The 20,814-nt window shown below is 66.9% G+C and carries 17 protein-coding genes and 1 pseudogene; 9 read left to right on the top strand and 9 right to left on the bottom strand.

Going from position 1 to position 20,814, the window contains the following annotated elements:
* Positions 1 to 32 precede the first annotated feature (32 nt).
* From DFR24_RS24890 to DFR24_RS07150, 6 genes are read right to left on the bottom strand one after another with little or no spacing between them, the layout of a single operon-like run.
* Complete coding sequence (locus DFR24_RS24890) at positions 33 to 542, bottom strand: type IV pilin protein (RefSeq protein ID WP_162851093.1); 510 nt, start codon at positions 540 to 542, stop codon at positions 33 to 35.
* Positions 539 to 4,291, bottom strand: coding sequence for a pilus assembly protein (locus DFR24_RS24880; protein ID WP_133880605.1), 3,753 nt, complete (start codon positions 4,289 to 4,291; stop codon positions 539 to 541). Before DFR24_RS24880 ends, DFR24_RS24890 begins: the two co-directional genes overlap by 4 nt.
* 5 nt (positions 4,292 to 4,296) lie before the next feature.
* Positions 4,297 to 4,929, bottom strand: coding sequence for a pilus assembly PilX family protein (locus tag DFR24_RS07165; protein WP_133880604.1), 633 nt, complete (start codon positions 4,927 to 4,929; stop codon positions 4,297 to 4,299).
* The gene (locus DFR24_RS07160) at positions 4,929 to 6,077 is read right to left on the bottom strand and encodes a PilW family protein (protein ID WP_162851169.1); all 1,149 of its coding nucleotides are present in this window, start codon (positions 6,075 to 6,077) and stop codon (positions 4,929 to 4,931) included. Before DFR24_RS07160 ends, DFR24_RS07165 begins: the two co-directional genes overlap by 1 nt.
* Positions 6,067 to 6,681, bottom strand: a complete 615-nt coding sequence (gene pilV, locus DFR24_RS07155) for a type IV pilus modification protein PilV (RefSeq protein ID WP_162851092.1) — start codon at positions 6,679 to 6,681, stop codon at positions 6,067 to 6,069. The genes DFR24_RS07160 and pilV overlap by 11 nt, the downstream gene beginning before the upstream one ends.
* Positions 6,678 to 7,265: a GspH/FimT family pseudopilin gene (locus DFR24_RS07150; protein ID WP_133881508.1), complete on the bottom strand. Its 588-nt coding sequence runs from the start codon at positions 7,263 to 7,265 to the stop codon at positions 6,678 to 6,680. Before DFR24_RS07150 ends, pilV begins: the two co-directional genes overlap by 4 nt.
* Positions 7,266 to 7,375: 110 nt before the next feature.
* Here DFR24_RS07150 and DFR24_RS07145 point away from each other — a divergent pair.
* Positions 7,376 to 8,434, top strand: a pseudogene (locus DFR24_RS07145) (NAD(P)/FAD-dependent oxidoreductase); the annotation flags it as partial.
* Between the two features lie 9 nt (positions 8,435 to 8,443).
* On the opposite strand, the gene DFR24_RS07140 reads toward DFR24_RS07145, so the two are convergent.
* The 3 genes from DFR24_RS07140 to DFR24_RS24710 all read right to left on the bottom strand — a co-directional run bounded on the left by DFR24_RS07140 (position 8,444) and on the right by DFR24_RS24710 (position 12,074).
* Positions 8,444 to 9,970, bottom strand: a complete 1,527-nt coding sequence (locus DFR24_RS07140) for a M48 family metalloprotease (protein ID WP_246051542.1) — start codon at positions 9,968 to 9,970, stop codon at positions 8,444 to 8,446.
* Positions 9,971 to 10,074: 104 nt separating this feature from the next.
* The gene (locus DFR24_RS07135) at positions 10,075 to 10,839 is read right to left on the bottom strand and encodes an SDR family oxidoreductase (RefSeq protein ID WP_133880600.1); all 765 of its coding nucleotides are present in this window, start codon (positions 10,837 to 10,839) and stop codon (positions 10,075 to 10,077) included.
* A 35-nt stretch (positions 10,840 to 10,874) separates the two neighbouring features.
* On the bottom strand, positions 10,875 to 12,074 hold the full coding sequence (locus DFR24_RS24710) for a hypothetical protein (RefSeq protein ID WP_133880599.1): 1,200 nt from the start codon (positions 12,072 to 12,074) through the stop codon (positions 10,875 to 10,877).
* 242 nt (positions 12,075 to 12,316) lie between these two features.
* On the opposite strand from DFR24_RS24710, the gene DFR24_RS07125 reads away from it, so the two are divergent.
* From DFR24_RS07125 to DFR24_RS07090, 8 genes are all read left to right on the top strand, one after another.
* Positions 12,317 to 13,717, top strand: a complete 1,401-nt coding sequence (locus DFR24_RS07125) for a 3-oxoacyl-ACP reductase (RefSeq protein WP_133880598.1) — start codon at positions 12,317 to 12,319, stop codon at positions 13,715 to 13,717.
* Between the two features lie 142 nt (positions 13,718 to 13,859).
* On the top strand, positions 13,860 to 14,453 hold the full coding sequence (gene ribA / locus DFR24_RS07120; protein WP_133880597.1) for a GTP cyclohydrolase II: 594 nt from the start codon (positions 13,860 to 13,862) through the stop codon (positions 14,451 to 14,453).
* Positions 14,450 to 16,636 (top strand): AarF/UbiB family protein, encoded by a 2,187-nt coding sequence (locus DFR24_RS07115; protein WP_246051541.1) that lies wholly within the window; start codon positions 14,450 to 14,452, stop codon positions 16,634 to 16,636. Before ribA ends, DFR24_RS07115 begins: the two co-directional genes overlap by 4 nt.
* The gene (locus DFR24_RS07110) at positions 16,633 to 17,655 is read left to right on the top strand and encodes a quinone-dependent dihydroorotate dehydrogenase (protein WP_133880596.1); all 1,023 of its coding nucleotides are present in this window, start codon (positions 16,633 to 16,635) and stop codon (positions 17,653 to 17,655) included. Before DFR24_RS07115 ends, DFR24_RS07110 begins: the two co-directional genes overlap by 4 nt.
* Positions 17,656 to 17,731: 76 nt before the next feature.
* Entirely contained in the window at positions 17,732 to 18,922 is a 1,191-nt protein-coding gene (locus tag DFR24_RS07105; protein ID WP_133880595.1) for an OmpA family protein, read from the top strand.
* Between the two features lie 10 nt (positions 18,923 to 18,932).
* Positions 18,933 to 19,148, top strand: coding sequence for a DUF1289 domain-containing protein (locus DFR24_RS07100; RefSeq protein WP_133880594.1), 216 nt, complete (start codon positions 18,933 to 18,935; stop codon positions 19,146 to 19,148).
* Positions 19,145 to 19,579, top strand: coding sequence for an acyl-CoA thioesterase (locus DFR24_RS07095; protein WP_133880593.1), 435 nt, complete (start codon positions 19,145 to 19,147; stop codon positions 19,577 to 19,579). Before DFR24_RS07100 ends, DFR24_RS07095 begins: the two co-directional genes overlap by 4 nt.
* 373 nt (positions 19,580 to 19,952) lie before the next feature.
* The gene (locus DFR24_RS07090; protein ID WP_133880592.1) at positions 19,953 to 20,771 is read left to right on the top strand and encodes a sulfatase-like hydrolase/transferase; all 819 of its coding nucleotides are present in this window, start codon (positions 19,953 to 19,955) and stop codon (positions 20,769 to 20,771) included.
* Positions 20,772 to 20,814: the final 43 nt, after the last annotated feature.

Raw genomic sequence — 20,814 nt, 5'->3', positions numbered from 1 at the left:
GGATCTTCAGCGTTCGGCGGCACGCCGTACGTTCAGCGCGTCCAGCAATTCCCGGCGTCGGTCCCGCTTGCGCTCTTGATGCCGGACGAACTCAGACACAGCGTCGCGCAGCGCGTATCGCTCACCTGGGCACGGATCGGCTTGGCGACGATCGTGAATCCGCTCGCGGTCGCGCTGCCGGTGGCAGGGCAGGCGGTGTTGTTCGCATTGCCGGCGAGCTTGACCTCGTAGATCGAACCGTCGCCGTTGCTGGCGGACAGCGTTCCTTCGCGACCGAGATACAGCGTGTCGGCGCCCAGGCCCAGCTTCGTGAGCGTCGTAGCGAAGCGCTTGCGGTCGACGTAGTAGCTGTTCTGCCGCGAGACGACGTCGACCATCGCCGTCTTGGCGACGGTGCGATTGGCGCGCTCGACATAGACCCGGTAGCTCGGCACCGCGATCGTGGCGAGGATGGCGACCACGGCGACCGTGATCATCAGTTCGATCAGCGTGAAGCCGCTGGTCCCGCCATGGGGGAATGCTGTTCTCGTGGGAGGGCTCACGGAGGAGTTTCGTCGTCGCCGCGCCGTTCGCGCCAGTAGACCGGATAGTAACGAGGACTCCGGGCTTCGAGCGTATGCGTGTTGGCGGCGATTGCACTGGTGGCCACGGTGCTCAACTCGCCTGCGAGGCCCGGCACGCCGCCATCGGTGCTGCGCTTGTCGGTGTCGGTATCCGCGATGAAGTCCTGCACCACCGGCCGGCTGTCCGCCAGCGATACGCCGTACAGGCGGTTGCTGCCTTCGTCCGGCGTGCAGGTGCGCGTCGTCGGATCCTGCGGAACGTAGCTGGTGAAGAACACCGTGCCGCCGCTGCTGAGCGGCTGCGACATGGCTTTCTCGCCGCGTCGCGAAAGGTTGATCTTCCAGCCGATCGCGCCTTCGGCCGTGGCCCCGCAGTTGGCCGACCCGCTGGCACAGGCCGACGTCAGGTCGACGAAGTTGTCGTGGCTCTTGAGTTCGGATTCCGAGGTCTTCACCTGCGTGGGCAGCATGCCGCTCGCGACCACGCGGTCGCGATACATGTAGAGATAGTTCTGCGTGCTGGCGTTGAACGGATCCTCGCGATCGCCGGTGGCGAACACGATGGCGTCGTAGGCGCCGCGCGCATCCTTGAACGGCACGTAGTCCGGTGCGTGGAAGAAGCGGCGATCGTTGGCGACGTTCGACGTCGAGTGGCGCCCGACGCTGGCCAGCGGCGTGGCCGTCCAGTCCTTGCGGTCGGCGCTGGCGAAATCCGCGCGCCATAGGCGGCCGCCGGTGTCCACCGCGTAGAGACGATCGAGCAGTCCATCGCCGTTGCTGTCGACCACCGTCAGATCGGCCGCGATGCTGTCCGCCATCAGCGGATGCTGGAAGCTGAGCGTCGAGCTGCTGTACGGCGAGGCCGTGCTGAAGGTGCCCTTCTTGACCTTCCAGATCAGCTCGCCGGTTTCGGCGTCGACCATGTAGATCGCGTTGCCGCGGGCATCGTCGGTGCCCAGCACGCCCTTGCTGCCGCGCGCGGCATCCTTGCCGATGCGGGCGTTGGCGCTGTCGCGCCCGCCGTTGTAGCCGCCGGCGAACAGGACGACGCTGCGCGTCACGACCGTCGCGCCGTCCTTGTACTGCACGCGGCCGGCCTGCGGGCTGGAGAACGTCAGCGCCATTTCGGAGAACTGCGTCGCCGAGCCGGCGACGAGCCCGGACGAGTTGTAGAGCCCGTCGGTGCCGATGCGCCACATCATCGTCGGGCTGTCGGGGTTCTTGATGTCGAGCGCGTAAATGTTCGAGCCACCGCGGCGCAGGCCGAAGTAGACCGCGGCGCGATCGTAGGTGTTGCTGGTTTCGATCTTGCCGTCGGCGTTACCGCCGCTGGGGCTGCGATCACGCAGCAGCACCGTCGGGGCGCCGTCCACGCCATACGGGAATTTCGCCGAGGGCTGGTTGTCGCGCAGGATCTTCTGCTGGTCCATGACCGCGCGCGGCATGAACGCCCAGGTCTCGAGGCCCGACTCGGCGCCGCCTGCCGCGGTGTTGGTGACCATGCGCAGGTAGCCATCGGTGGACCCGTAGATCGTCCGGATGTCGGGATTGGTCGTCGTGTAGCCCGAGCGGGCGCCGTAGTTCACGGCGACGGGGCGCGAGTGCAGGACCGCGCCGTGCAGCCAGGCGCGCCCGGTGAGCCCCGAGCCGACACCCAGCGACGTCGCCGAGGAGCCGACCTCGTAGCCGCGCGCGTAGAGCAGCAGCGCCTGGGCCTGCGTATCGCCGGAAGCGCCGAGCGAGCTCAGCAGTTCGGTTCGCACGGCCGCATCGTCAGGATGGAGCGCGGCGAGGCTCGGCACCTTGCTGGCGCCGGTGTAGCGGTCGTAGAAGAGCTTGCGGGTGCCGGTGGTGTTCGTGCGGCCCGGATTGCCGCCGCCGAGCAGCGCGAAGCCCGGAATCTTCTGGCCGGCGCCGCCAAGCGTGGCGTCGCGTCCGTCGGCGATCTTTCCGGCCCCCAGCAGCGAGGTCAGCGTCCAGAACGTCACGGCGTTCTTGTCGATGCGTCCGTCCGCGGCGATCGCCACGTTGCCGCTGGCGTCGTAGTACTTCAGCTTGCCGTTGACCGAGCGCAGCTTGAGCTTCTTGAGGTTGCCCGGCCAGCGCGGCTTCTGGTCGATCTCGGGTCGGAAGATGCCCAGGAAAGCCGGCGTCGTGACCGGCGTGCCCAGGCGTCCCGGCGTCGTCGGGTTGCTGGCCAGGCTCGGCGTGAGCAGGCTTGCATCCACCGACAGCACCGGCTTGAGCAGTTCGGCCGTCGACTTGCCCAGATTCAGCAGGCCGAGGTTGTTGGCGTAGCCGGTCACGTTGGCGCCGACGTTGGTCAGCGCCGCGAGGCTCGACAGATTGTCCTGGATCAGGAAACTCGAGCGCAGGGCAATGTCGTTGCCGTTGACGTCCTTGAAGCCGGGATCGCGCGCCTTGGCGACCACGTTCGGAAAGCTGATGGTTCCGTTGGTGACGGCGCTCGGGAAGTACTGCTTGAGCGTCGCATCCGACTCCGATTCGCGATCGCTGTTGGTCAGCTGCACGTTGAGCACGTTGACGATGTCGCACTGCGCCGGCGGCTGGATGTAGCGGCTGCCGCTTTCGATCGAGGTGTCGCGCGTGAGCAGGCCGGTGAGGCCATCCCAGCGCGCCAGCGGTGCGTTGTGGATCGTGTCGCCGCCGAGGTAATGCGTGATCTCGGCGTAGATCTCCTTGCCCTGGAACGGAGGCAGCAGCGAGGTCGGCGTCGTCACCGTCGTCGCCAGCAGGGCGGTCGTCGAGTTGAGCAGGTTGGTGGGGTTGAGCGTGTTGGTCAGCAGCGTCGTGACGCGCGTGAGCAACTGGTTGACGGAGCCCTGGTCGACCAGCGGTGTGAAGCCGACCAGGAAGTAGGCGCCGTTGCTGCAGTTCACCGTCTCCCGGCGCGAGGTGGGTATCGACGCGGTGTCGCCGAAGGCGCAGGCACTCGCAGGTGCGCCAGCTGCCGTCGCCCGGTCGGCGTGCGACACCACGATGGCGACGCGAGAGTTCACGAGCTGGTTGAGGATCGATTCGAGCAGCGAGATCAGGCCGACCTGCCCCAGATTCATGACGCCGGAGATCGTGGTGTTGAGCAGTCCCATCACGGTGGAAGGCAGCTGTCCGACGACGGTGGTCAGCAGCGGATTGACCAGGCCACTCACCAGCTGGCCGACGAACCCGCCCATGAGGCCATCGAGGATGCTGCCGACCAGCGGGATCCCGGTCAGGAACTGCAGCGTGCCGCACGACAGGCTGGAGACGCTGCCGAGCAGCAGCTTGAGCACGGGGCCGACGGCGGGAAGCTGCACCACCGGCGAAGCGATGCCGAGAATGCCGTAGAGGTCGCACAGCGCCGCCGCGCGACCGCGATCGGTCGTGCCGGTGCCGAGCAGCAACTGGGTCAGGTACTGCGTCGGATTGCTGGTGACGCCGCCGAGGAGTTCGGACAGCAGCATGCTGTTGCGCACGTCCAGGCAAAGCTGCGGCGCATCGGGCTTGTTCGGATTGGTCGCGTTGGTGATGACGTTGTTGCAGATGCCGAGCAGGTTCAGATCCAGGACCAGGATCGTCATCGGCGGCTTGAGCGGGTTGTCGGCCTGGTTGTTGTAGATGTCGATGTCGTCCGCACGCACGGCCGCCGGCAGCGTGAGGAACAGGCCGAGCAGTACCGCGAAGATTTGCGAGCGCAGACCGAGCCGTTGCTGCATGAGTTTTTTCACGGCGTTCACTCCACCACCAGGCCGTCGACGGTGTCGACTTTGACGAAGGTGCCCTGGCTCACTTCGGCGGCGCCGAAATTTCCCGAATCGGAGGCCCCGGCTGCACGACTGGCCGCGGTGCGGTCGTAACCCGCCAGCACCGTGAAGCTGGCCAGGCGGAAGCGCTCGCCGCTGTCGCCGCGACGCAACGCCGAGACCGGCGCGAAGTCGGAGCCACCGACGCTCTCGCGCCGGATCATCGTGTACGCATGCAGCTTGAGCGTGCCGTCGGGCAGCACCGAGACCGGATTCAGATCCGCCGGGCAGTCGAAGTTCTGCCGCGTGCGCAGCGAAGCGGCGTCGAGCTCGCCCGAGATGTAGCAGTTCTGCACATAGCCGGAGCCCTGCTGGACGACCATGTTGGAGGCGCTGCTTTCGAGCAGCGATTCGAGCAGCGACTGCGCGCTCTGGACGGCCGTGATGCGGCTCTCTTCATTGAGTGCGAGGCGCAGATCGGTCTGGCCGGCCTTCATCGCGGCCAGCCCGAGGATCGTGATGACGACCAGGAAGAACAGCGCCGTGGCGAGCGCGGCGCCCGCCTGACGCTGCGTGGATCCGCACGGCGCGCGGAACGATGCGAGGGAAGCCGGCTCGTTCATCACTTCACTCCTGTCCCGCCCTGGATGCCGAGGTTACGAAGCTGCACCGTCGTGCTGTAGGCGCGACGGAAGAAGTGGCGCGTCTGCTGCGTTGCGGGCGTGCCAGCCGCGTCGGCGACGGCGCTGGGTATGAACGGCTCCTTGTCGGCGAGGCGATAGGTCTTCTCGTCGAGGTAGGAGGCGTCCGAACGGCGCGAGCGCACCAGCAGGTGGATCTGCACCGAGCGCGCCTGCGTCTTGACCTCGTCCGGCGTCGGCGTCGCGGTGTAGCGATCGACGATGTCGTCGTTGTCGCTCGGATCGTCCAGACCCCAGACGACCTGCAGATCCTCGACCCCTTCGGCGATGCACTCCGAGTAGAACCCGGCCGCGCCGGCAGCGCCGGCTCCGCAGCTCGCCAGCTCCGGGTTCGAATCGGCGACGTAGCCGCTCGGGCAGAGCTCCTTGCGGCAGAGCGCGGGGACGCCGTCGCCCGGCGTCAGCGAAAAATCCCGGACGAAGTAGATGCGCGGGTAGTAGCGCTGGAAGCTGTTGGGCGCCAGCGGCTGCGCGGTCGGATTGTCGGTGGCCTTGTTGCCCCAGCGGATCATCGTTCCGGCGGTGCCGTTGGTCTGCAGATAGAAGTGGTACGGACGCAGGGTCACCGCGCTTTCGCCCAGCGCCATCGACGCGGTGGTCTGTCCGGCGACGTGGCGGATGGCCAGTGCGTCGGTGCCGGCGCGCACGTTGCCCAGGCAACGCCACTGCGAGGTGATCGGAGTTGCGCTGTCCTGGTTGCGGAACTCCACCGCCGACGACACCAGGAAGCTCCACGCGATGTCGGGCGGCCCGCAATCCTGGGCCGGCAGCAGACCCTGCACCGCGCTCGTGTCGTCGTCGTCGGTCGACGTGTTCTCGAAGTTCGGAATCAGGTTGCCGGTGCCGAGCATGCCGCCCCAGTAGCCGGCCATCGTCAGATCGCGCGAGATCGTCGCCATCGCGAAGCGCGCCTGGTCCTGCATGCCGGCGATCAGGTCGTTCTCGCGATAGCTGCGATTGGTCGACACGAACAGCGTGGCGATACCGGCCAGCAGCAGCAGGCCCAGCGTCGTCGAGACGAGCAGCTCGATCAGCGTGAAGCCCGACTGGCGTTTCGACTCAGGGCGCATTGGGATCGGCCACGAAGGCGTCCAGGACGATGACGCGGCGCATGCGGTCGTCTTCGCCGGCTTCGCGCGGATCGTCATAGCGGTGCAGGTTGAGGCCGCAGGGATTGCGTGCGGGATCGTCGGCCGGGTCGTCGTTGGCCGGTGGCGCGATGCCGGTGATTCCGCGCCACGCGACGGCCACCGTGTAGAGCCCGCTGACGGAGCCTTTCTGGATGCAGCCCGTCGGGTCGACCAGGCCGCCGGCGTTGTCGCCGTCGATCCTGGCTTCGGCGCCCGCCAGCGACTGGCTCCAGCGGTACAGGTCGTAGGCCGCCAGTTCGGCGGGTGCGCACTTCGCACCGGCGGCGCCGCAGTCGACGGCGGACGCGGCGGACGAGGCGTCGCTGGTGAGGTAGAAATCCAGATACCCGGGATTGGTGCGCATGCTCTCGACCATCGACTGCGCGAGCACGCTGGCGCTGGTGCGCTGCACGGCGTCGTAATTGAATTTCTTCGACATCGCTTGCAGGCCCGCCACCGCGAGCAGGCCGATGCCGGCGACGAACACCGTGATCAGCACTTCGATCAGCGTGAATCCGCTGGCGTGACGCAGGCGCGCGTTCACGGGCAGGCCGCCGGCAGCGAGGCCTTGTCGAGCGGAACCAGGCTGACGCGGCCACTGAGCGCGACGTCGATCAGCCGGGCGTCGCTGAGCAGCTGCTTGCTCTCGCAGAGCGTGAACTGCACGTGCTGCCCGGTGCGCCCATTGGCCTGGAAGCTCAGGTGGGTCGGGTCGTCGAGCGTCGTCAGCACTGCGAAAGCGTCCTTGTCGCGGGTCGGCGAGGTCTGGCCGACGCGGTCGTATGCGGAGATCAGGTCGGCGGCGTTGTCCGGTTCGGATCCCGAGAAGTCGCCATCGGCGTCCTGGTAGACCAACCATCCTTGCGCCCAGGTGCCGCCGCTGGTGGCGCATTGCGGGAACGAGGCGCTCGAATACCAGTCGCGGCGGCACAAGGTCACCGGTGCGTTGCGGGCCACGGCCTCGGAACGCGCTTCGCTGAGCGCGGCGAACAGTTCCGTGGCGCCTTTTGCGCGCGCCGAGGCCAGGCCAAAGCGCGTGAATTCCGGCACTGCGAGCGCGAGCAGGATGGAGGCGATCACGATCGTCACCATCAGTTCGAGCAAAGTGAATCCTTCGTGCCGGGTCATGGCGCGTTTATATCAGTCCCCTTTTTTTGCACGACCATGGCCGGATGGACGGGCGAGTCGACGCGGTCCAGTGGCCGCGTCTCGCGTGATCCGGGTGTCGAGTCGATAATTGCTCTTCCGCATCAGCCTTTCGTTCGCCCATGTCACAGGCTACCCGTTCGGCCGATGTCCTCGTCATCGGCGCCGGCGTGATCGGGCTGTCCACCGCACTCGAGTTGCGACGGGCCGGATTGCGGGTCTGCGTGCTCGAACGGACGGCCGTCGGTCGCGGTGCGGCGTCGTGGGCCGGCGGCGGCATCCTGTCGCCGCTGGAGCCGGACGGCGTCGACGACGCGACGCTCCCGATCCTGCGCAACAGCCTTGCCGGTTATGCCGACTGGTGCGCGGGCATCCAGGCCCTGGGCGGGGTCGATCCGGAATACACCGTCAGCGGCGTGCAGGTGCTGGCGCCGGCCGACGCCATGCAGTGGACACAGGCTGCCGAGGCCTGGGGCCTGCGGGTGGCGTCCATCACGGGTGACGCAACGGCATCGGCGCCCGTGGTGACGTTGCCCGACGTCGCACAGGTCCGCAGTCCGCGACTGCTGCAGTCGCTGCTGCAGGCCTTCCGGTCCGCCGGCGGTGAATGCGTCGAGAACGAAGCCGTCCATGAACTCGTGGGCGGCGAACGGGTCGTCGGCGTACGGACCGGGCAGGGAACACGCCATGCGGCGGTCGTCGTCGTGGCTGCCGGGGCCTGGAGTGGTCAGCTCGGCGCCGCGCTGCCGATTCGTCCGGTGCGTGGCCAGATGCTGCTGCTGCAGGCGCAGCCGGGAGATCTGCAATCGATCGTTCTTCGCGAGGGGCGCTATCTGATTCCGCGCCGCGATGGGCGGGTTCTCGTTGGCAGCACGCTCGAAGACGTCGGTTTCGCGGACACGACGACCGATGCCGCACGCGACAGTCTGCTGAAGAGCCTGCGCCAGATGGCGCCCGCCCTGGCCGATCGGCCGGTGATCGCGCACTGGGCCGGCTTGCGCCCGGCTCCGCAGGGCAGGGCGCCGGTGATCGGCTGGAGCGAAGAGCGGCGCGGACTGTTCGTGAACAGCGGGCATCACCGGCTCGGCATCACGCTGGCGCCGGGATCGGCGCGCGAGGCCGCTCGAAGGATTCTCGACGCGAAAGCCTGAGAACAATCGCTACCGGCGCCGGCGGACGCGCTCTTCGGGATCGTAATTCCGCGGCAGCGCCTCACGGACCTCGGCACGTCGCGCACTCAGGCGCGCACGATCCTGCGGGCTGAGGCTCGCGATGCGCAGACCGGCGTCGAGCTGCGACAGCGCGCCACCGGCGTCGCCCCGCAGATAGAGGTAGTTCGCCATCTGGTAACTCGCCTCGGCGTTGTTGTCGACCTCGCGAGCGGCCTGTGCGAGCAGGCGATACGTATCCAGACGCGTGCCGAAGGCCTGCTCGTGCGACACCAGGATCTCACGCGCCTGCTCGGGTTTGCCGGCGTGGATCAAGGCTTCGGCGTACTCGAGGATCGCCGGGGCGAATCGGGGATTGGCCTGCAGCGTGCTCTCGTAGGCGACCAGCCCACTGGCCGGATCCTTGCCGTCGCTGAGGATGGCCGCCTGCAGCAGGCCGACATTGGGTTGCCGCGGATACTTGTCGAGCACGGGCTTGAGCGTGGCCATGGCCTTGTCGTTCTGCCCGAGCTCGTGCTGCGCAAACGCCAGGCCGTAGCGGTACGGCGCGGTGTCGTGACCCGCCGCGATGAGCGCTGCGTAGGCGTCGACGGCATCGCTGGGCTGGCGCGACGCGAACACCTGCGTACGCGCTTTCATGAGGCCGTATTCGATCGAGTCGGGCGCATCGTTCTTCGGCATCGACGCGGCGCGGGCACGGGCTTCCGAAACGCGCGTGGTGTTGACCGGGTGCGTGCGCAGGATCTCCGGCATGCCGTTGCCGTACAGGCGCGATTGCTGTTCGAGCTTCTGGAAGAACGCAGCCATGCCCTCGGGATTGAACCCGGCTTCCGACAAGGTCCGGATGCCGATGCGGTCGGCCTCGAGTTCGTGCGCGCGCGTGAACGAAACCTGCCGCTGATAGGCCAGCCCCTGTCCAGCCGCCAGCGCGGCTAGCACGATGTCCGGATTGGCCGAGCCCGCAATGATCGCGGCGAGTACCGCGAGCCAGGTTGCGATCGACGCCACGCCGCCGCTCTCGGCCGCGCTACGGGCGATGTGACGCTGCGTGACGTGCGCAAGCTCGTGCGCCATGACGCCGGCCAGTTCGCTTTCGGTGCTGCTGGCGGTCAGCAGGCCGGCGTTGAAGCCCATGAAGCCGCCGGGCAACGCGAAGGCGTTGATGCGCGGGTCCTTGACCATGAAGAACTCGAGCTTCGGCGGCCGTGCGCCGCTGGCCGCTGCAAGTTTCCAGCCGGTCGCGGTCAGGTAATCCGTGATCTGCGGGTCTTCCAGCAGGTACTCGTAGGCGTACAGCTGGGAGACGACGCGAGCGCCGAGTCGGGCTTCCTCGGCCGGCGACAGCGCCGTGTCCGCCGGGTTGCCGATCTGTGGCAGGTCGAGGTCGTGCGTCGACGACTCCGGCAGCTCCACGACGTTCGGCGGGCGGGACATGACAGTGTCCTGCGCGCGCGCGGCACCCCATGCACTGGTGATCAGGCCCGCGGTCACGACGAGCGGTGCGAAGGTTCGGAGCATGGGAGAGAAATCGGGAGCGCGCGCCAGTTTACGCCGCTTGGAGTACGGCCGGCTCGAATGGTTCATCGACACGGATCGCCCCGAAATCAGGGGCGATCGGACGGCTAGGCGAGGTAGCCGCCGTCGACGACCAGCGTGGTGCCGGTGACGTAGCTGGCCGCGTCGCTGGCCAGATACAACACGGCGGGCGCGATCTCCTGCGGCTGCGCCATGCGCTGCAGCGGGAGCTGGTCGGTGAAGGATTTGCGGATCGGTTCGTTCTTGGTCAGCGCCGATGCGAACTTGGTATCGGTCAGCCCCGGCAGCACCGCGTTGACGCGAACCTTCCACGGGCCGCATTCGCGGGCGAAGGCCTGCGTCATGTTGATGACCGCAGCCTTGGTGATCGAATAGATGCCCTGGAACAGGGCCGGCTTCTCGCCGTTGATGCTCGCGATGTTGACGATCGCGCCGCCGCCCTGCGCACGCATCACCTTGGAGGCGAGGGCGGACAACTCGAAGTAGCCCTTGATGTTGACCTGCAACGTCTTGTCGACCATTCCCATGTCGGTATCGGAGATATGTCCGAAGTAGGGGTTGGTCGCCGCGTTGTTCACCAGGATGTCGAGGCGTCCGATCTCGCCGGTGACGCGGTCCATCAGATGCTTGAGTGCTGCCGAGTCGCCCTGGTGCGCGGCGATGGCGGTGGCCTTGCCGCCCGCCGCCTCGATGCTGGCGGCGACCACGTCCAGGTCCTCCTGCTTGCGGCTGGAGATGACCACGTGCGCGCCTTGTTCGGCCAGCAGGCGCGCCGTGGCTTCACCGATGCCGCGCGACGCGCCCGTGATGAGCGCGACGCGGCCCGAAAGATCGAACAGCGTCGTGGCCATCGGTAGGCGTGTGGGCGGGCCTGAGGGGCGCCGTGTCAGTTGACGAACACGGAGCCCTTGGAGGCGGCGCTGACTGCGCGTCCGCCCTTGTCCGTCAGGCCCGACCCGATCTCGACCGTGTACAGGCCCGGATCGACGTTGAGCAGCAGCATCGACGGGTTGCCCTTGGCCACGAGCCACTTGCCGTTGACGGCTCCGCCCTTCTTGGGCGTCACCTTGATGTGTTGGTCGGCGCTGTCGGCGTTGTCGAACTGTCCGTCGAGCAGGACCACGATGGCCTTCGTGAAGCTGGCTTCACCGGCGTACACGACATTGAGCTTGCCGTCGGCCTTGGCGGGCCACCAGGCGACCTTGGCCTCGGCCGGTGCCTTCTTGGGTGCGGCGGACTTGGCAGGCTTGGCCGGTGCATCCGACTTCGGCTTCGCGGGCTTGGGGGCTTCGGTCTTGGGCGCCGGGGCGGCTGCAGCAGCAGGCGCAGGTGCCGGTTCGGCGGCGGGCTCAGGAGCCGGCGCGGGTTCCGGAGCCGGCGGCGGAGCGGATTCTACCGGCGCGGCCGGTTCCGGCATCGCAGCGGCGGCGGCCGCGTCCTGGTTCTCGGCCGTCGCGATATCGGTGGGCGCGGCGGGCGCCGAGGCATCGCCCGGATAGCCACCGGCCTTCACGACGACCGGGGTCTGGTTCGGATCCACGATGCCCGTGGAGCAGGCACCGGCCGCTTCGGTGGGAGCGGATGCGGCGGGCGCAGGGGAACTCATGGACGAGGCATCGGCCACGGGTTCGGCCGGCGTCTGGGCAGCGGCAGCTTCAGGCGCCGGCGTGGCCTGGGCCACTTCCATCGGCTGCGAGGACGATTCGGCACTTGCGGCCGGAGCGCCTGCGGCCGCGACGATCACCGGTCCACCGGAGCTGGTTCCCATCGCGCATGAGCCACCGCCGACGGCAGCCGTCGAAGGAGCGGGCGAGGAGGCGGGTGCTTCGGCCGGCGCGGCTGCGGGTGCCGCTTCCGCGGCAGGCGCTGCGTCAGTCAGTGCGGCGACTTCCATCGGCTGCGCTGCGGGGGACGAAGCGCCCGGTTCGGAGATCGAGGCGGCGAAGACCTGATCCGCGGTGACGCCCGACGTATTTCCGTGCGTTTCTGCAGCATGCGAAATCGGCGCAACCAGATTCAGCGCGACCATCGTGACGACGGCCACGCCGGTGGTTGCGGCCGCAAGGACCAGGGCCTTCGAAGTCATCACCGCTCTCCCAATCTAAAAGAATCGAATGTTTGTGTATTTCTGTGCATCAATTGTCATGCCCGTTCTCCATCAAACAGGCAGCAACAGCTGGGAACTATCCGGCAGGGGCTGGCCGGACGTCAACGTTCGGCGCTCTTGTCAGTGCGCACCCTCAATGCCGCTACTTAAGCTCCGCGATCCCGCCGCAGGCACTCCAGGCCGCGACGAAATTTCTTTCATTCACCACATCAGGTTCATCGATGAGCGATCGCTTCCTCGAGTTTTCGCAAACCGCGTTCGGCAAGCAGTTGTCCGGTCTGCTCGGTCTTCCTTCGCCTCCGCGTCTGCGGCGCGCCACCGGCGGTTACGCCGAGCAACCGCTCGCAGGTCGGGCGGTGATGGTCGGCACGGCGCCGACGGCCACGATGGCCAACCCGATAGTCGGCGCGTTAGGCGGAACCGGAGCTGAACTGTTCGTTGCGCCCGATCATGGGGGCCTGGCGCCAGTGAAGGCGGCGGCCCACGAGCAAGGACTGGTGCTGAAGGGCGACTCCGGCGAGGGCTTTTCGCCGAATGCACTGGTGTTCGATGCCAGTGGCATCGATTCCGCGGGCGGCCTGCGCACGCTGTACGACTTCATGCAGCCGCGGGTGTCGCGGCTGTCGGCGCATGGCCGCGTGATCGTCATCACCCGGGCCTTGGGTTCGGACGGCTCCGTCGGCGAGCGCACCGCGGCGGCGGCGCTGCGCGGTTTCGTGCGATCGCTCGGCAAGGAGATCGGCCGCAAGGGATCGACGGTGAATCTGCTCGTGGTCGCCGGCGGCGGCGAGACGAATCTCGCCGGCGTGCTTCGCTTCTTCCTGAGCGAGCACTCCGCATTCGTGACCGGACAGGTGCTCGAGGTGGGGGCGTCGCAGCTGGTGGCGAAGGCCTACTCGGGGCAGCTAGCCGGCAAGCTCGCGCTGGTCACTGGCGCGGCGCGCGGCATCGGCGCATCGATTGCCCAGACACTGGCGCGCGAGGGCGCGCAGGTCATCGGCATGGATCGTCCGCAGGAAGAAGGTGCGCTCGGCGAGACGATGGGCCGCATCGGCGGCCGCGGGCTGGCGCTGGACGTCACCGCGAAGGACGCTGGCGATCGCATCCTGTCGGAGTGCGGCCCGCTCGATGTCATCGTCCACAACGCCGGGGTCACGCGCGACAAGATGTTGCGCAACATGGCGCCGCACCTCTGGGACATGGTGCTCGACATCAACCTGGGTTCGATCATGCGCATCAACGAGCGTCTGGCGGGCGACGGCTTCAAGCCGGGCGCGCGGGTCGTGTGCATCTCGTCGATCGGTGGCATCGCCGGCAACGTCGGCCAGACGAATTACGGTGCGACGAAGGCCGGCATCATCGGCTACGTCGATGCGCTGGCGCCGGAATTCGCGAAGCGGGGTGGCGCGATCAACGCGGTGGCGCCCGGCTTCATCGAGACCCAGATGACGGCCGCAATGCCGTTGATGAATCGCGAAGTCGGTCGCCGCCTCAATTCGCTGTCGCAGGGCGGACTGCCGATCGATATCGCGGAAGCGGTGACGTTCTTCGCCTCGTCGCTGTCCACCGGCGTCAACGGACAGACCCTGCGGGTGTGCGGTCAGAGTTTCATCGGCGCCTGAGTTTTTGGCACCGGCATGAGCCGCATCGCGGTGGTCGGCCGCCGCCGCCGACCGCCGCGATGTCCGAGGGTGCAGGGCGCTCGGGTCGTAACTCGCCTAAAATTCTCGAACTGAACGTCTGAACCCTCCCTAAATTCCCATCATGAGCGTGCTGCAACGCATCGCCGAGGCACGACTGCCGACGCCATTCGCCGAATTTCGCGTGCAAGTGTTCGGCTCTGCCGACGGCAAGGAGCACGTGGTCATGGCTCTCGGCGATCTCGAGACCGGCGACGCACCCCTGGTTCGCATCCATTCCGAGTGTCTGACGGGCGATGCGTTGTTCTCGCTGCGCTGTGACTGCGGTTTCCAGCTCGAAGCGGCGCTCGCGGCGATCGCCAAGGCGGGATGCGGCGCCGTGCTGTATCTGAAGCAGGAAGGGCGTGGCATCGGGCTGGGCAACAAGATCCGCGCCTACGCGCTGCAGGACCAGGGCAGCGATACCGTCGAGGCCAATCATCAGCTGGGGTTCCCGGCCGATGCTCGCGAGTACGACCTCGCGGTGCAGCTCCTCAAGGAGCTTGGACTGGCCCGCATCCGCCTGATGACCAACAACCCGCGCAAGCACGACGCGCTGGTGCGCGACGGCATCGAGATCGTCGAGCGCGTTCCGTTGCAATCCGGCCGCAATCCGCACAACGAAGCGTATCTGCGAGCCAAGGCCGACAAGCTCGGGCACTGGCTGACGCTTCCGTGAAATCACGCCGTCCGGCTGCCCCGCACGCAAAGGCGAGCGCAGTCGCATCGCGTGCGTCCGCAGACGAGCCAGCGGCGGATGGACAAGCTCCCGCGCCGGAGGTCGACGCGCTGACCGCCTCGGCGGGCCAGCCCCCGGCGTCGCGCAAGAAGGGTGGGGTTTTCTACGAGATCAGCCGCTTCTCGGTGTCGACCTACAAGCTGACCCGCGGATTCGGATCGCTGGTCAAGCTGATCACGGCGGAAAACGACGTCACGCGCGAAGAACTCGCCCTTGCCATCGACAGGGCGGTGGAGGGCTTCTACCGGCATCCGTTGATGAAGGGCACCGGACGGCTGACGTCCTACCTTCGCGGACGCGGGCTGATTCCGAACGAGGAATCCACCGAGGAGCTGATCCGCTACATCGTCGACCAGGTGCTGTCGCGCAGTCCGGTGCCGATTCCCGAGGCCCTGGTCAACGAGTTCTGGGACTTCTTCGACGAACTGTTCGCCTCGCCCGAACTCAAGGGCCTGGGCGAGCTGACGGTGGACATGGTCCGGCTGGTGTTGCGCACCTACGAGCCGCTGCTGGTGGAGGTCGTCAACGTCCTCAAGGCGGGCCGGCGTTTCAACGAATGGCAGGTGCGCGAGGTCATGCGGCGCGCCGGCATCGTGCGCCAGGATCTCGCGATCATGCGCCGCCAGATCAAGGCGCTGCGCTACATCCGGCCTTTCTTCCAGACCGATCCGCGGGATTTCTCGGCGCAGGCCAAGATCGTGGCGCAGATGGTGGGCGAGTTCGGCCCCTTCTTCGTGAAGATGGCCCAGATCGCCGCCGCCAACGCCGAGTTCCTGCCCGACGAGATCGCACGGGAACTCGCCGTCTTCCATGAAGACGTGCCAGCGATGGGCGAGGACGAGGTACTGGCGGCGTTCATGGAGTGCTACGGCAAGCCGCCGCACCAGCTCTTCCTCGATTTCGATCCGTCGAAGCCGGTGAAGTCCGGTTCGATCGGCAGCGTCTACTTCGCGAAGAAGCCTTTCATGGAGGACGGGCGCGAAGTGTTGAAGCCGGTCGTCATCAAGGTGGGTCGCCACAACATCGACCGCGAGTTCGCCATCGGCAAGATGGTGCTCGGCTTGGCGATCATGTCCTCGCAGTATTGGGCGCCGCATTCGAAGCTCACGCCGTTCCTGCGGGCGATGCAGGAGCAGGTCGACGAATTCGTCGCCGGCTTCGTCGAGGAACTCGATTTCGAAGCCGAGGCGCAGAACCACCTGCGTTTCTACGAGCGCAGCCTGGGCACGCGCCAGTGGAAGGTGCCGGAGCTGTACGGGCACTCGCATCGCATCCTGGAAATGGAATACCTGTCGGACGCGGCTAGCTTGACGCGCGCGCTCGGCCGCATGTCCAAGCGGGATCGACGCCGCTTCCAGTCACAGGTCTCCGAGCGCCTGCTGTACGCAGTGCTGCAGCACGTCTTCGTCTACAACGAGATCCACGGCGACCTTCACCCGGGCAACGTGATGGTCGGTTCCGACGGCGGCCTGCACCTGATCGACTGGGGCAACGTCGTGCAGCTCGAGGGCAAGGTCGGTCCGGTCTGGAATTACCTCGTCGCCGCGATTCTTGCCGACACGTCGATGATCGCGGACTCGCTGGTGGCGATGTCCACGCAGCCCGAGGAGAACGCCAAGCGCTGGGAACAGATCAAGGCGACGCTCGACGAGACGCTGATGAAGAAGGGCGTGACGCCGCTGACGGCGATGAATTTCCTGGTCGAGTTGCGCAGGGGCGGGCTCGAGGGCCTGCACCGTCGCGGCCAGACCGTGCTCCACCTGATGTCGAACACCCAGCAGATCGGCGTCGTGCTCAAGCGCGACTACCTGCACCTGTCGCGTGCGCTGTTCGCCGCCGCCGGCAGCCTGGGCTCGCTGTACGAGGACACCTCGAAGCGCCTGATGCTGCGGGATGTCGTGCGCTCCTTCCTGCGCCTGCCGATCAACGTCACGCAAGACGTGCTGCACCACGAGGTCAGTTCGTGGCGCAGCCGCCTGGCGCGTGTTTTGCCGTTGCCGGGTTTCGTGAAGAAACGACTGACGCCGCCGCCGCGGGCGCAGGCCCGACCCATCGGCAAGCCTGCGGCCCAACCCATCATCCTGCCGCCGGCTGCGCCGCGGCCTGCCTCCCGCATCGTATGAGCCGGCTGTATCGAATCGCCCGCAGTGCCCTGTTTCGCCTCGACGCGGAGACGGCGCACGAGCTGACCCTGCACAGCTTCAGTCGCTTTCCGAAGCTGGCAACGGCACCGTTCGCCGGTTCGGCCGTCGACGACCCGGTGGAACTGCTCGGGCTGCACTTCCGCAATCGCGTGGGTCTGGCGGCGGGCCTGGACAAGAACGGTGAGTGCCTCGAGGCCTGGTCGCGCCTCGGGTTCGGATTCGTCGAGATCGGCACCGTGACCCCGCGCCCGCAGCCCGGCAATCCGCGGCCCCGCATGTTCCGGCTGCCGGAGCATCGCTCGCTGATCAACCGCCTGGGGTTCAACAACAAGGGCGTCGACTACCTCGTCGAGCGCGTCCGCGAAAGCCGCTATCGCGGGGTGCTCGGCATCAACATCGGCAAGAACGCCGATACGCCGATCGAACAGGCCGCCGATGACTACGTGGCCTGCCTGCGCAAGGTGCACCCGCTGGCCGGCTACATCACGGTGAACATCTCGTCGCCCAACACCAAGAACCTGCGTGATCTGCAGGACGAACAGAAGCTCGACCAGCTGCTCGGCACGCTCGCCTCCGAGCGCGAGGCGCTGGCACAGCGCGACGGGCGGCGGGTTCCGATGCTGGTGAAGATCGCGCCGGACATCGGCGAGGCGCAGATCGAGTCCGTGGCGGTCGCGGCGCGCAAGCACGGCGTCGACGGCCTGATCGCCACCAATACGACCATCACGCGTCCGGGTCTGGAGGCGCATCCGCTCGCTTCGCAGGCCGGGGGGCTGTCCGGACGGCTGCTCCGTCCGCTGGCCGACGCGACGCTGTCGGCTCTTCGGGCGAAGGTGGGGACCGATTTCGTCCTGGTCGGGGTCGGGGGCATCGGATCGGCGGAGGACGCCAAGTCCAAGATCAAGGCCGGCGCGAATCTGGTCCAGATCTACTCGGGCTTCATCTACGAGGGACCTGCACTGGTCCATCGATGCGCCGCTGCGCTGTCGGACCATTGATCCGTTTGGATTGCTGCGCTGCAGCGTGGCCGGTACAGTCGCGCTATTACGAAAAGACAGATTGCGACGGGAAGCCATGGGAAGGACCCTGAGAAATGCGTGGGGCCTCGTAGTAGGGCTGGTGTGGTCGGCAGCGGCGTCCGCCATCCACATCGACGGCTACGAAGGTGTCTACGGATATGGCGGCGCGGTCTACGAGCTGGGCGACTCGCAGCGTGATTCCAAGGACGGCCTGGGCCTGAACCTCGGCATCGGGATGCCGTTCCTCGATCGCGAGGGGGAGTCCATGGAGTTTTCGTTCCGCGCCATCGAGCGCGAGCGCAAGGCAGACGGCCGCGACGACAAGCAGCGTGCGATCTTCGCGAACTGGGTCCGCGACCTGGGCCTGACCGACCTGCCGCTCGACGCCAAGCCCTTCGTGCTGGTCGGTGTGGGCGCCATCCAGGAAGACGTCCGCGGCGAGGATCACGTGCATTTCGGCGTGGATGGCGGCCTGGGCGCGATATTTCCGCTGCTGAACTGGGGCTGGGCGGTGCGTGCCGAAGCGGTGGCGCAGGCTCAGCTCAACGACGAATCCGTGCCCGACGAGGACTACCTGCTCGACTTCCAGCTCCGCCTGGGTCTGCAGATCCCGTTCGATCACGAGTCCTCCCCGCCTCCGGTGGAAGCCGCGCCGGAGTGCCCGACCCGCGTCGTGGATCCGGTCAGCGGCCGGGTCGACTGCTTCGCCGATTCCGACCGCGACGGCGTTGCCGACGGACAGGACCAGTGCCCCGGAACGCCCGGCGGCACGGCGGTGGACGCCAAGGGCTGCACGACGGCCGGGGCGACCGATTCGGATGGTGACGGCGTGCTCGACCCGGTCGACGCCTGCCCGGGTTCGACGGGAGGGATGGTGGTCGACGCCACCGGGTGCCTGGTGGAGCAGACGGTGACCCTGCGTTCGGTCAATTTCCAGACCGGCTCCGCGGTGCTGCTGTCGACGTCGCGCATCGCGCTGGACGAGGTCGCGCGGGCGATCAAGAACCAGGCGAACCTGAAGGTCGAGATTTCCGGGCACACCGACGATGCGGGCAATGACGGCTACAACATGACCTTGTCGCAGCAGCGCGCCGAGGCGGTTCGCCAATACCTGATCGGCAAGGGCGTTCCGGCCGAACGCCTGGTGGCCGTCGGCATGGGCGAGACCCAGCCGGTGGCCGGCAACGACAGCGAAGAAGGTCGCGTGGCCAACCGTCGCGTCGAGTTCAAGGTCAGCGTCCAGTAGGAAAGGCCGGGTGGGCGACGAAACAACCGCCGAAGGCGAGCCCGTCGCGTCGCCCTGCGTCGGCATCTGCCAGCTCGACCAGCGCTCGATCTGCTTCGGCTGCGGCCGGCTGATCGGCGAGATTGCCGAGTGGTCCGCCGCCAGCGAAATGCGCCGGCGCCAGATCGCGGGCGATGCGGCCCGGCGCCAGCTTGCCTTTGAAACGGAAGGAAAATACCCGGAATGACCGCGCCGCCGTGCCGTGAGGAGTTCCGCTATTTCTGCCGGCTCGACACGCGCTGGGGCGACGTCGACAGCATGGGCCACATCAACAACGCCAAGTTCATCACCTACGACGAACAGGCCCGTACCGACTACATCGAGGAGCGTCAGACCGCGGCAGGCCTGACCGGCCCCAACTTCATCCTGGCGCGCATCTGCTGCGATTTCCTCCAGCAGCTGCGTCATCCGTCGCAGATTGACTACGGCATGCGCATCACGCGCATCGGCCGGTCGAGCATGGAGACCCAGGGAGCCATCTTCGTCGGCGACCGTTGCCACTCGCGTACACAGGGCGTGGTCGTCTGGTTCGACTACAAGACGCAGAAGACGATGCCGATTCCCGAATCGGTACGACGGTCCGTGGTCGATTTCGAGATCGTGAAGCCGGCGGAATAGGGGTCGCCGGCAAGAAACGCGCGAGGCGTCAGAGGTGCTTTGCAGGGGGAAGCCGAGGCGACCGTCGATCCGGAATTCGATGCCATTGGCCGTCTGGAACCACGGCCTGCCGACCAAAGGGCGGGATTGGCACCGTCACCGGTGCCTCGAATCATGAATCGGACGGCAGGCTTCGTGCACCATGAATCATGGGCCGGGGGGGCGACGTGTACGGTATAATTTCAACTTTATTTCAGGCGTTAGCGTTACCGATTGCCGTCGTCATCCCGGGCGCAGTGCAGCTTGCCCGGAACGAACGGGAGGGGGCTTTCCCGCGCACGTCCGCGTGGAGAGGGTCGAACGGCCAGCCGGCCTGTGAATTTGAACCGACTCCATGAGCGCCCGTCATCTGGTTTTCCTCGTCCTCGACAGCTGCCGTTTCGACAGCTACGCCGCTGCGCGTACGCCGAACATGGACCGCATCGCCCAGGGCGAACGCCGCTACTCCTACGCGTCCTGGACCTCGCCGTCGCATTACACGTACCTGATGGGCCTGGTCCCGCACACCAACCCCCAGGGCGTGTTCGCCTCGGAGGTCTACAAGGGCGAGTTCCAGAAGTGGGTCGACCGTCTGGGCATCGACGGGCTGTCGTTCAAGAGCTTCGTGCCCGAGCTGTCGCTGCCCAAGGTGCTGCAGGTCCACGGATATCGCACGGCCGCCCGTGTCTCGCTGCCGGTGCTCAACCCGGCGAGCCACCTCAATCGTCATTTCGACGATTACAAGCTGATGCCGGACCATAACGATTTCGCCGGTATCGTCAAACAGATCGAATTCGACGAGGACGAGCCGCAGTTCTGGTTCTGCAACCTCGGCGAGACGCACTACCCCTACATGCTGCCGCCCGGATCACTGCCGCACATCTCGGGCGTGCACGGGGTCTTCAAGCGCATGGACGACGAACTCGGACAGGCCACCGAAGACCGCTTCTTCGATGAATCGCAGATGCGCGATCTTCATCAGCAGCAGATCAAGACCGTGGAATACGTCGACGGCGTGCTGGATGCGCTGATCGCCAAGGCGCCGGTCGACACTCACTTCATCATCACCGCCGACCACGGCGAGTGCTTCGGCGAAGGCGGCTTCTTCGGACACGGTCCGATCGTGCACGAGAAGGTCATGGAAGTGCCCTTCCTAGAGGGGCGGAAGCGTTGAAAGAAGAAAATAACCGTCGGGGGAGCAACGGAAACGAGGGTGT

The organism is Panacagrimonas perspica (assembly GCF_004364935.1).
In the GTDB taxonomy this organism is placed as follows: domain Bacteria; phylum Pseudomonadota; class Gammaproteobacteria; order Nevskiales; family Nevskiaceae; genus Panacagrimonas; species Panacagrimonas perspica.
The sequence above is the reverse complement of the archived record's forward strand: the minus strand, read 5'-3'. Positions and strand labels throughout refer to the sequence as shown.

Excerpts from the sequence above, each read along its gene's own strand:
- DFR24_RS07140 (WP_246051542.1), bottom strand. The coding sequence starts at position 9,970 with ATGCTCCGAACCTTCGCACCGCTCGTCGTGACCGCGGGCCTGATCACC.
- ribA (WP_133880597.1), top strand. The coding sequence starts at position 13,860 with ATGAGCGTGCTGCAACGCATCGCCGAGGCACGACTGCCGACGCCATTC.
- DFR24_RS07125 (WP_133880598.1), top strand. The coding sequence starts at position 12,317 with ATGAGCGATCGCTTCCTCGAGTTTTCGCAAACCGCGTTCGGCAAGCAG.
- DFR24_RS07110 (WP_133880596.1), top strand. The coding sequence starts at position 16,633 with ATGAGCCGGCTGTATCGAATCGCCCGCAGTGCCCTGTTTCGCCTCGAC.
- DFR24_RS07135 (WP_133880600.1), bottom strand. The coding sequence starts at position 10,839 with ATGGCCACGACGCTGTTCGATCTTTCGGGCCGCGTCGCGCTCATCACG.
- DFR24_RS07095 (WP_133880593.1), top strand. The coding sequence starts at position 19,145 with ATGACCGCGCCGCCGTGCCGTGAGGAGTTCCGCTATTTCTGCCGGCTC.
- DFR24_RS24710 (WP_133880599.1), bottom strand. The coding sequence starts at position 12,074 with ATGACTTCGAAGGCCCTGGTCCTTGCGGCCGCAACCACCGGCGTGGCC.
- DFR24_RS07105 (WP_133880595.1), top strand. The coding sequence starts at position 17,732 with ATGGGAAGGACCCTGAGAAATGCGTGGGGCCTCGTAGTAGGGCTGGTG.
- DFR24_RS07165 (WP_133880604.1), bottom strand. The coding sequence starts at position 4,929 with ATGAACGAGCCGGCTTCCCTCGCATCGTTCCGCGCGCCGTGCGGATCC.
- DFR24_RS07160 (WP_162851169.1), bottom strand. The coding sequence starts at position 6,077 with ATGCGCCCTGAGTCGAAACGCCAGTCGGGCTTCACGCTGATCGAGCTG.
- DFR24_RS07150 (WP_133881508.1), bottom strand. The coding sequence starts at position 7,265 with ATGACCCGGCACGAAGGATTCACTTTGCTCGAACTGATGGTGACGATC.
- DFR24_RS07090 (WP_133880592.1), top strand. The coding sequence starts at position 19,953 with ATGAGCGCCCGTCATCTGGTTTTCCTCGTCCTCGACAGCTGCCGTTTC.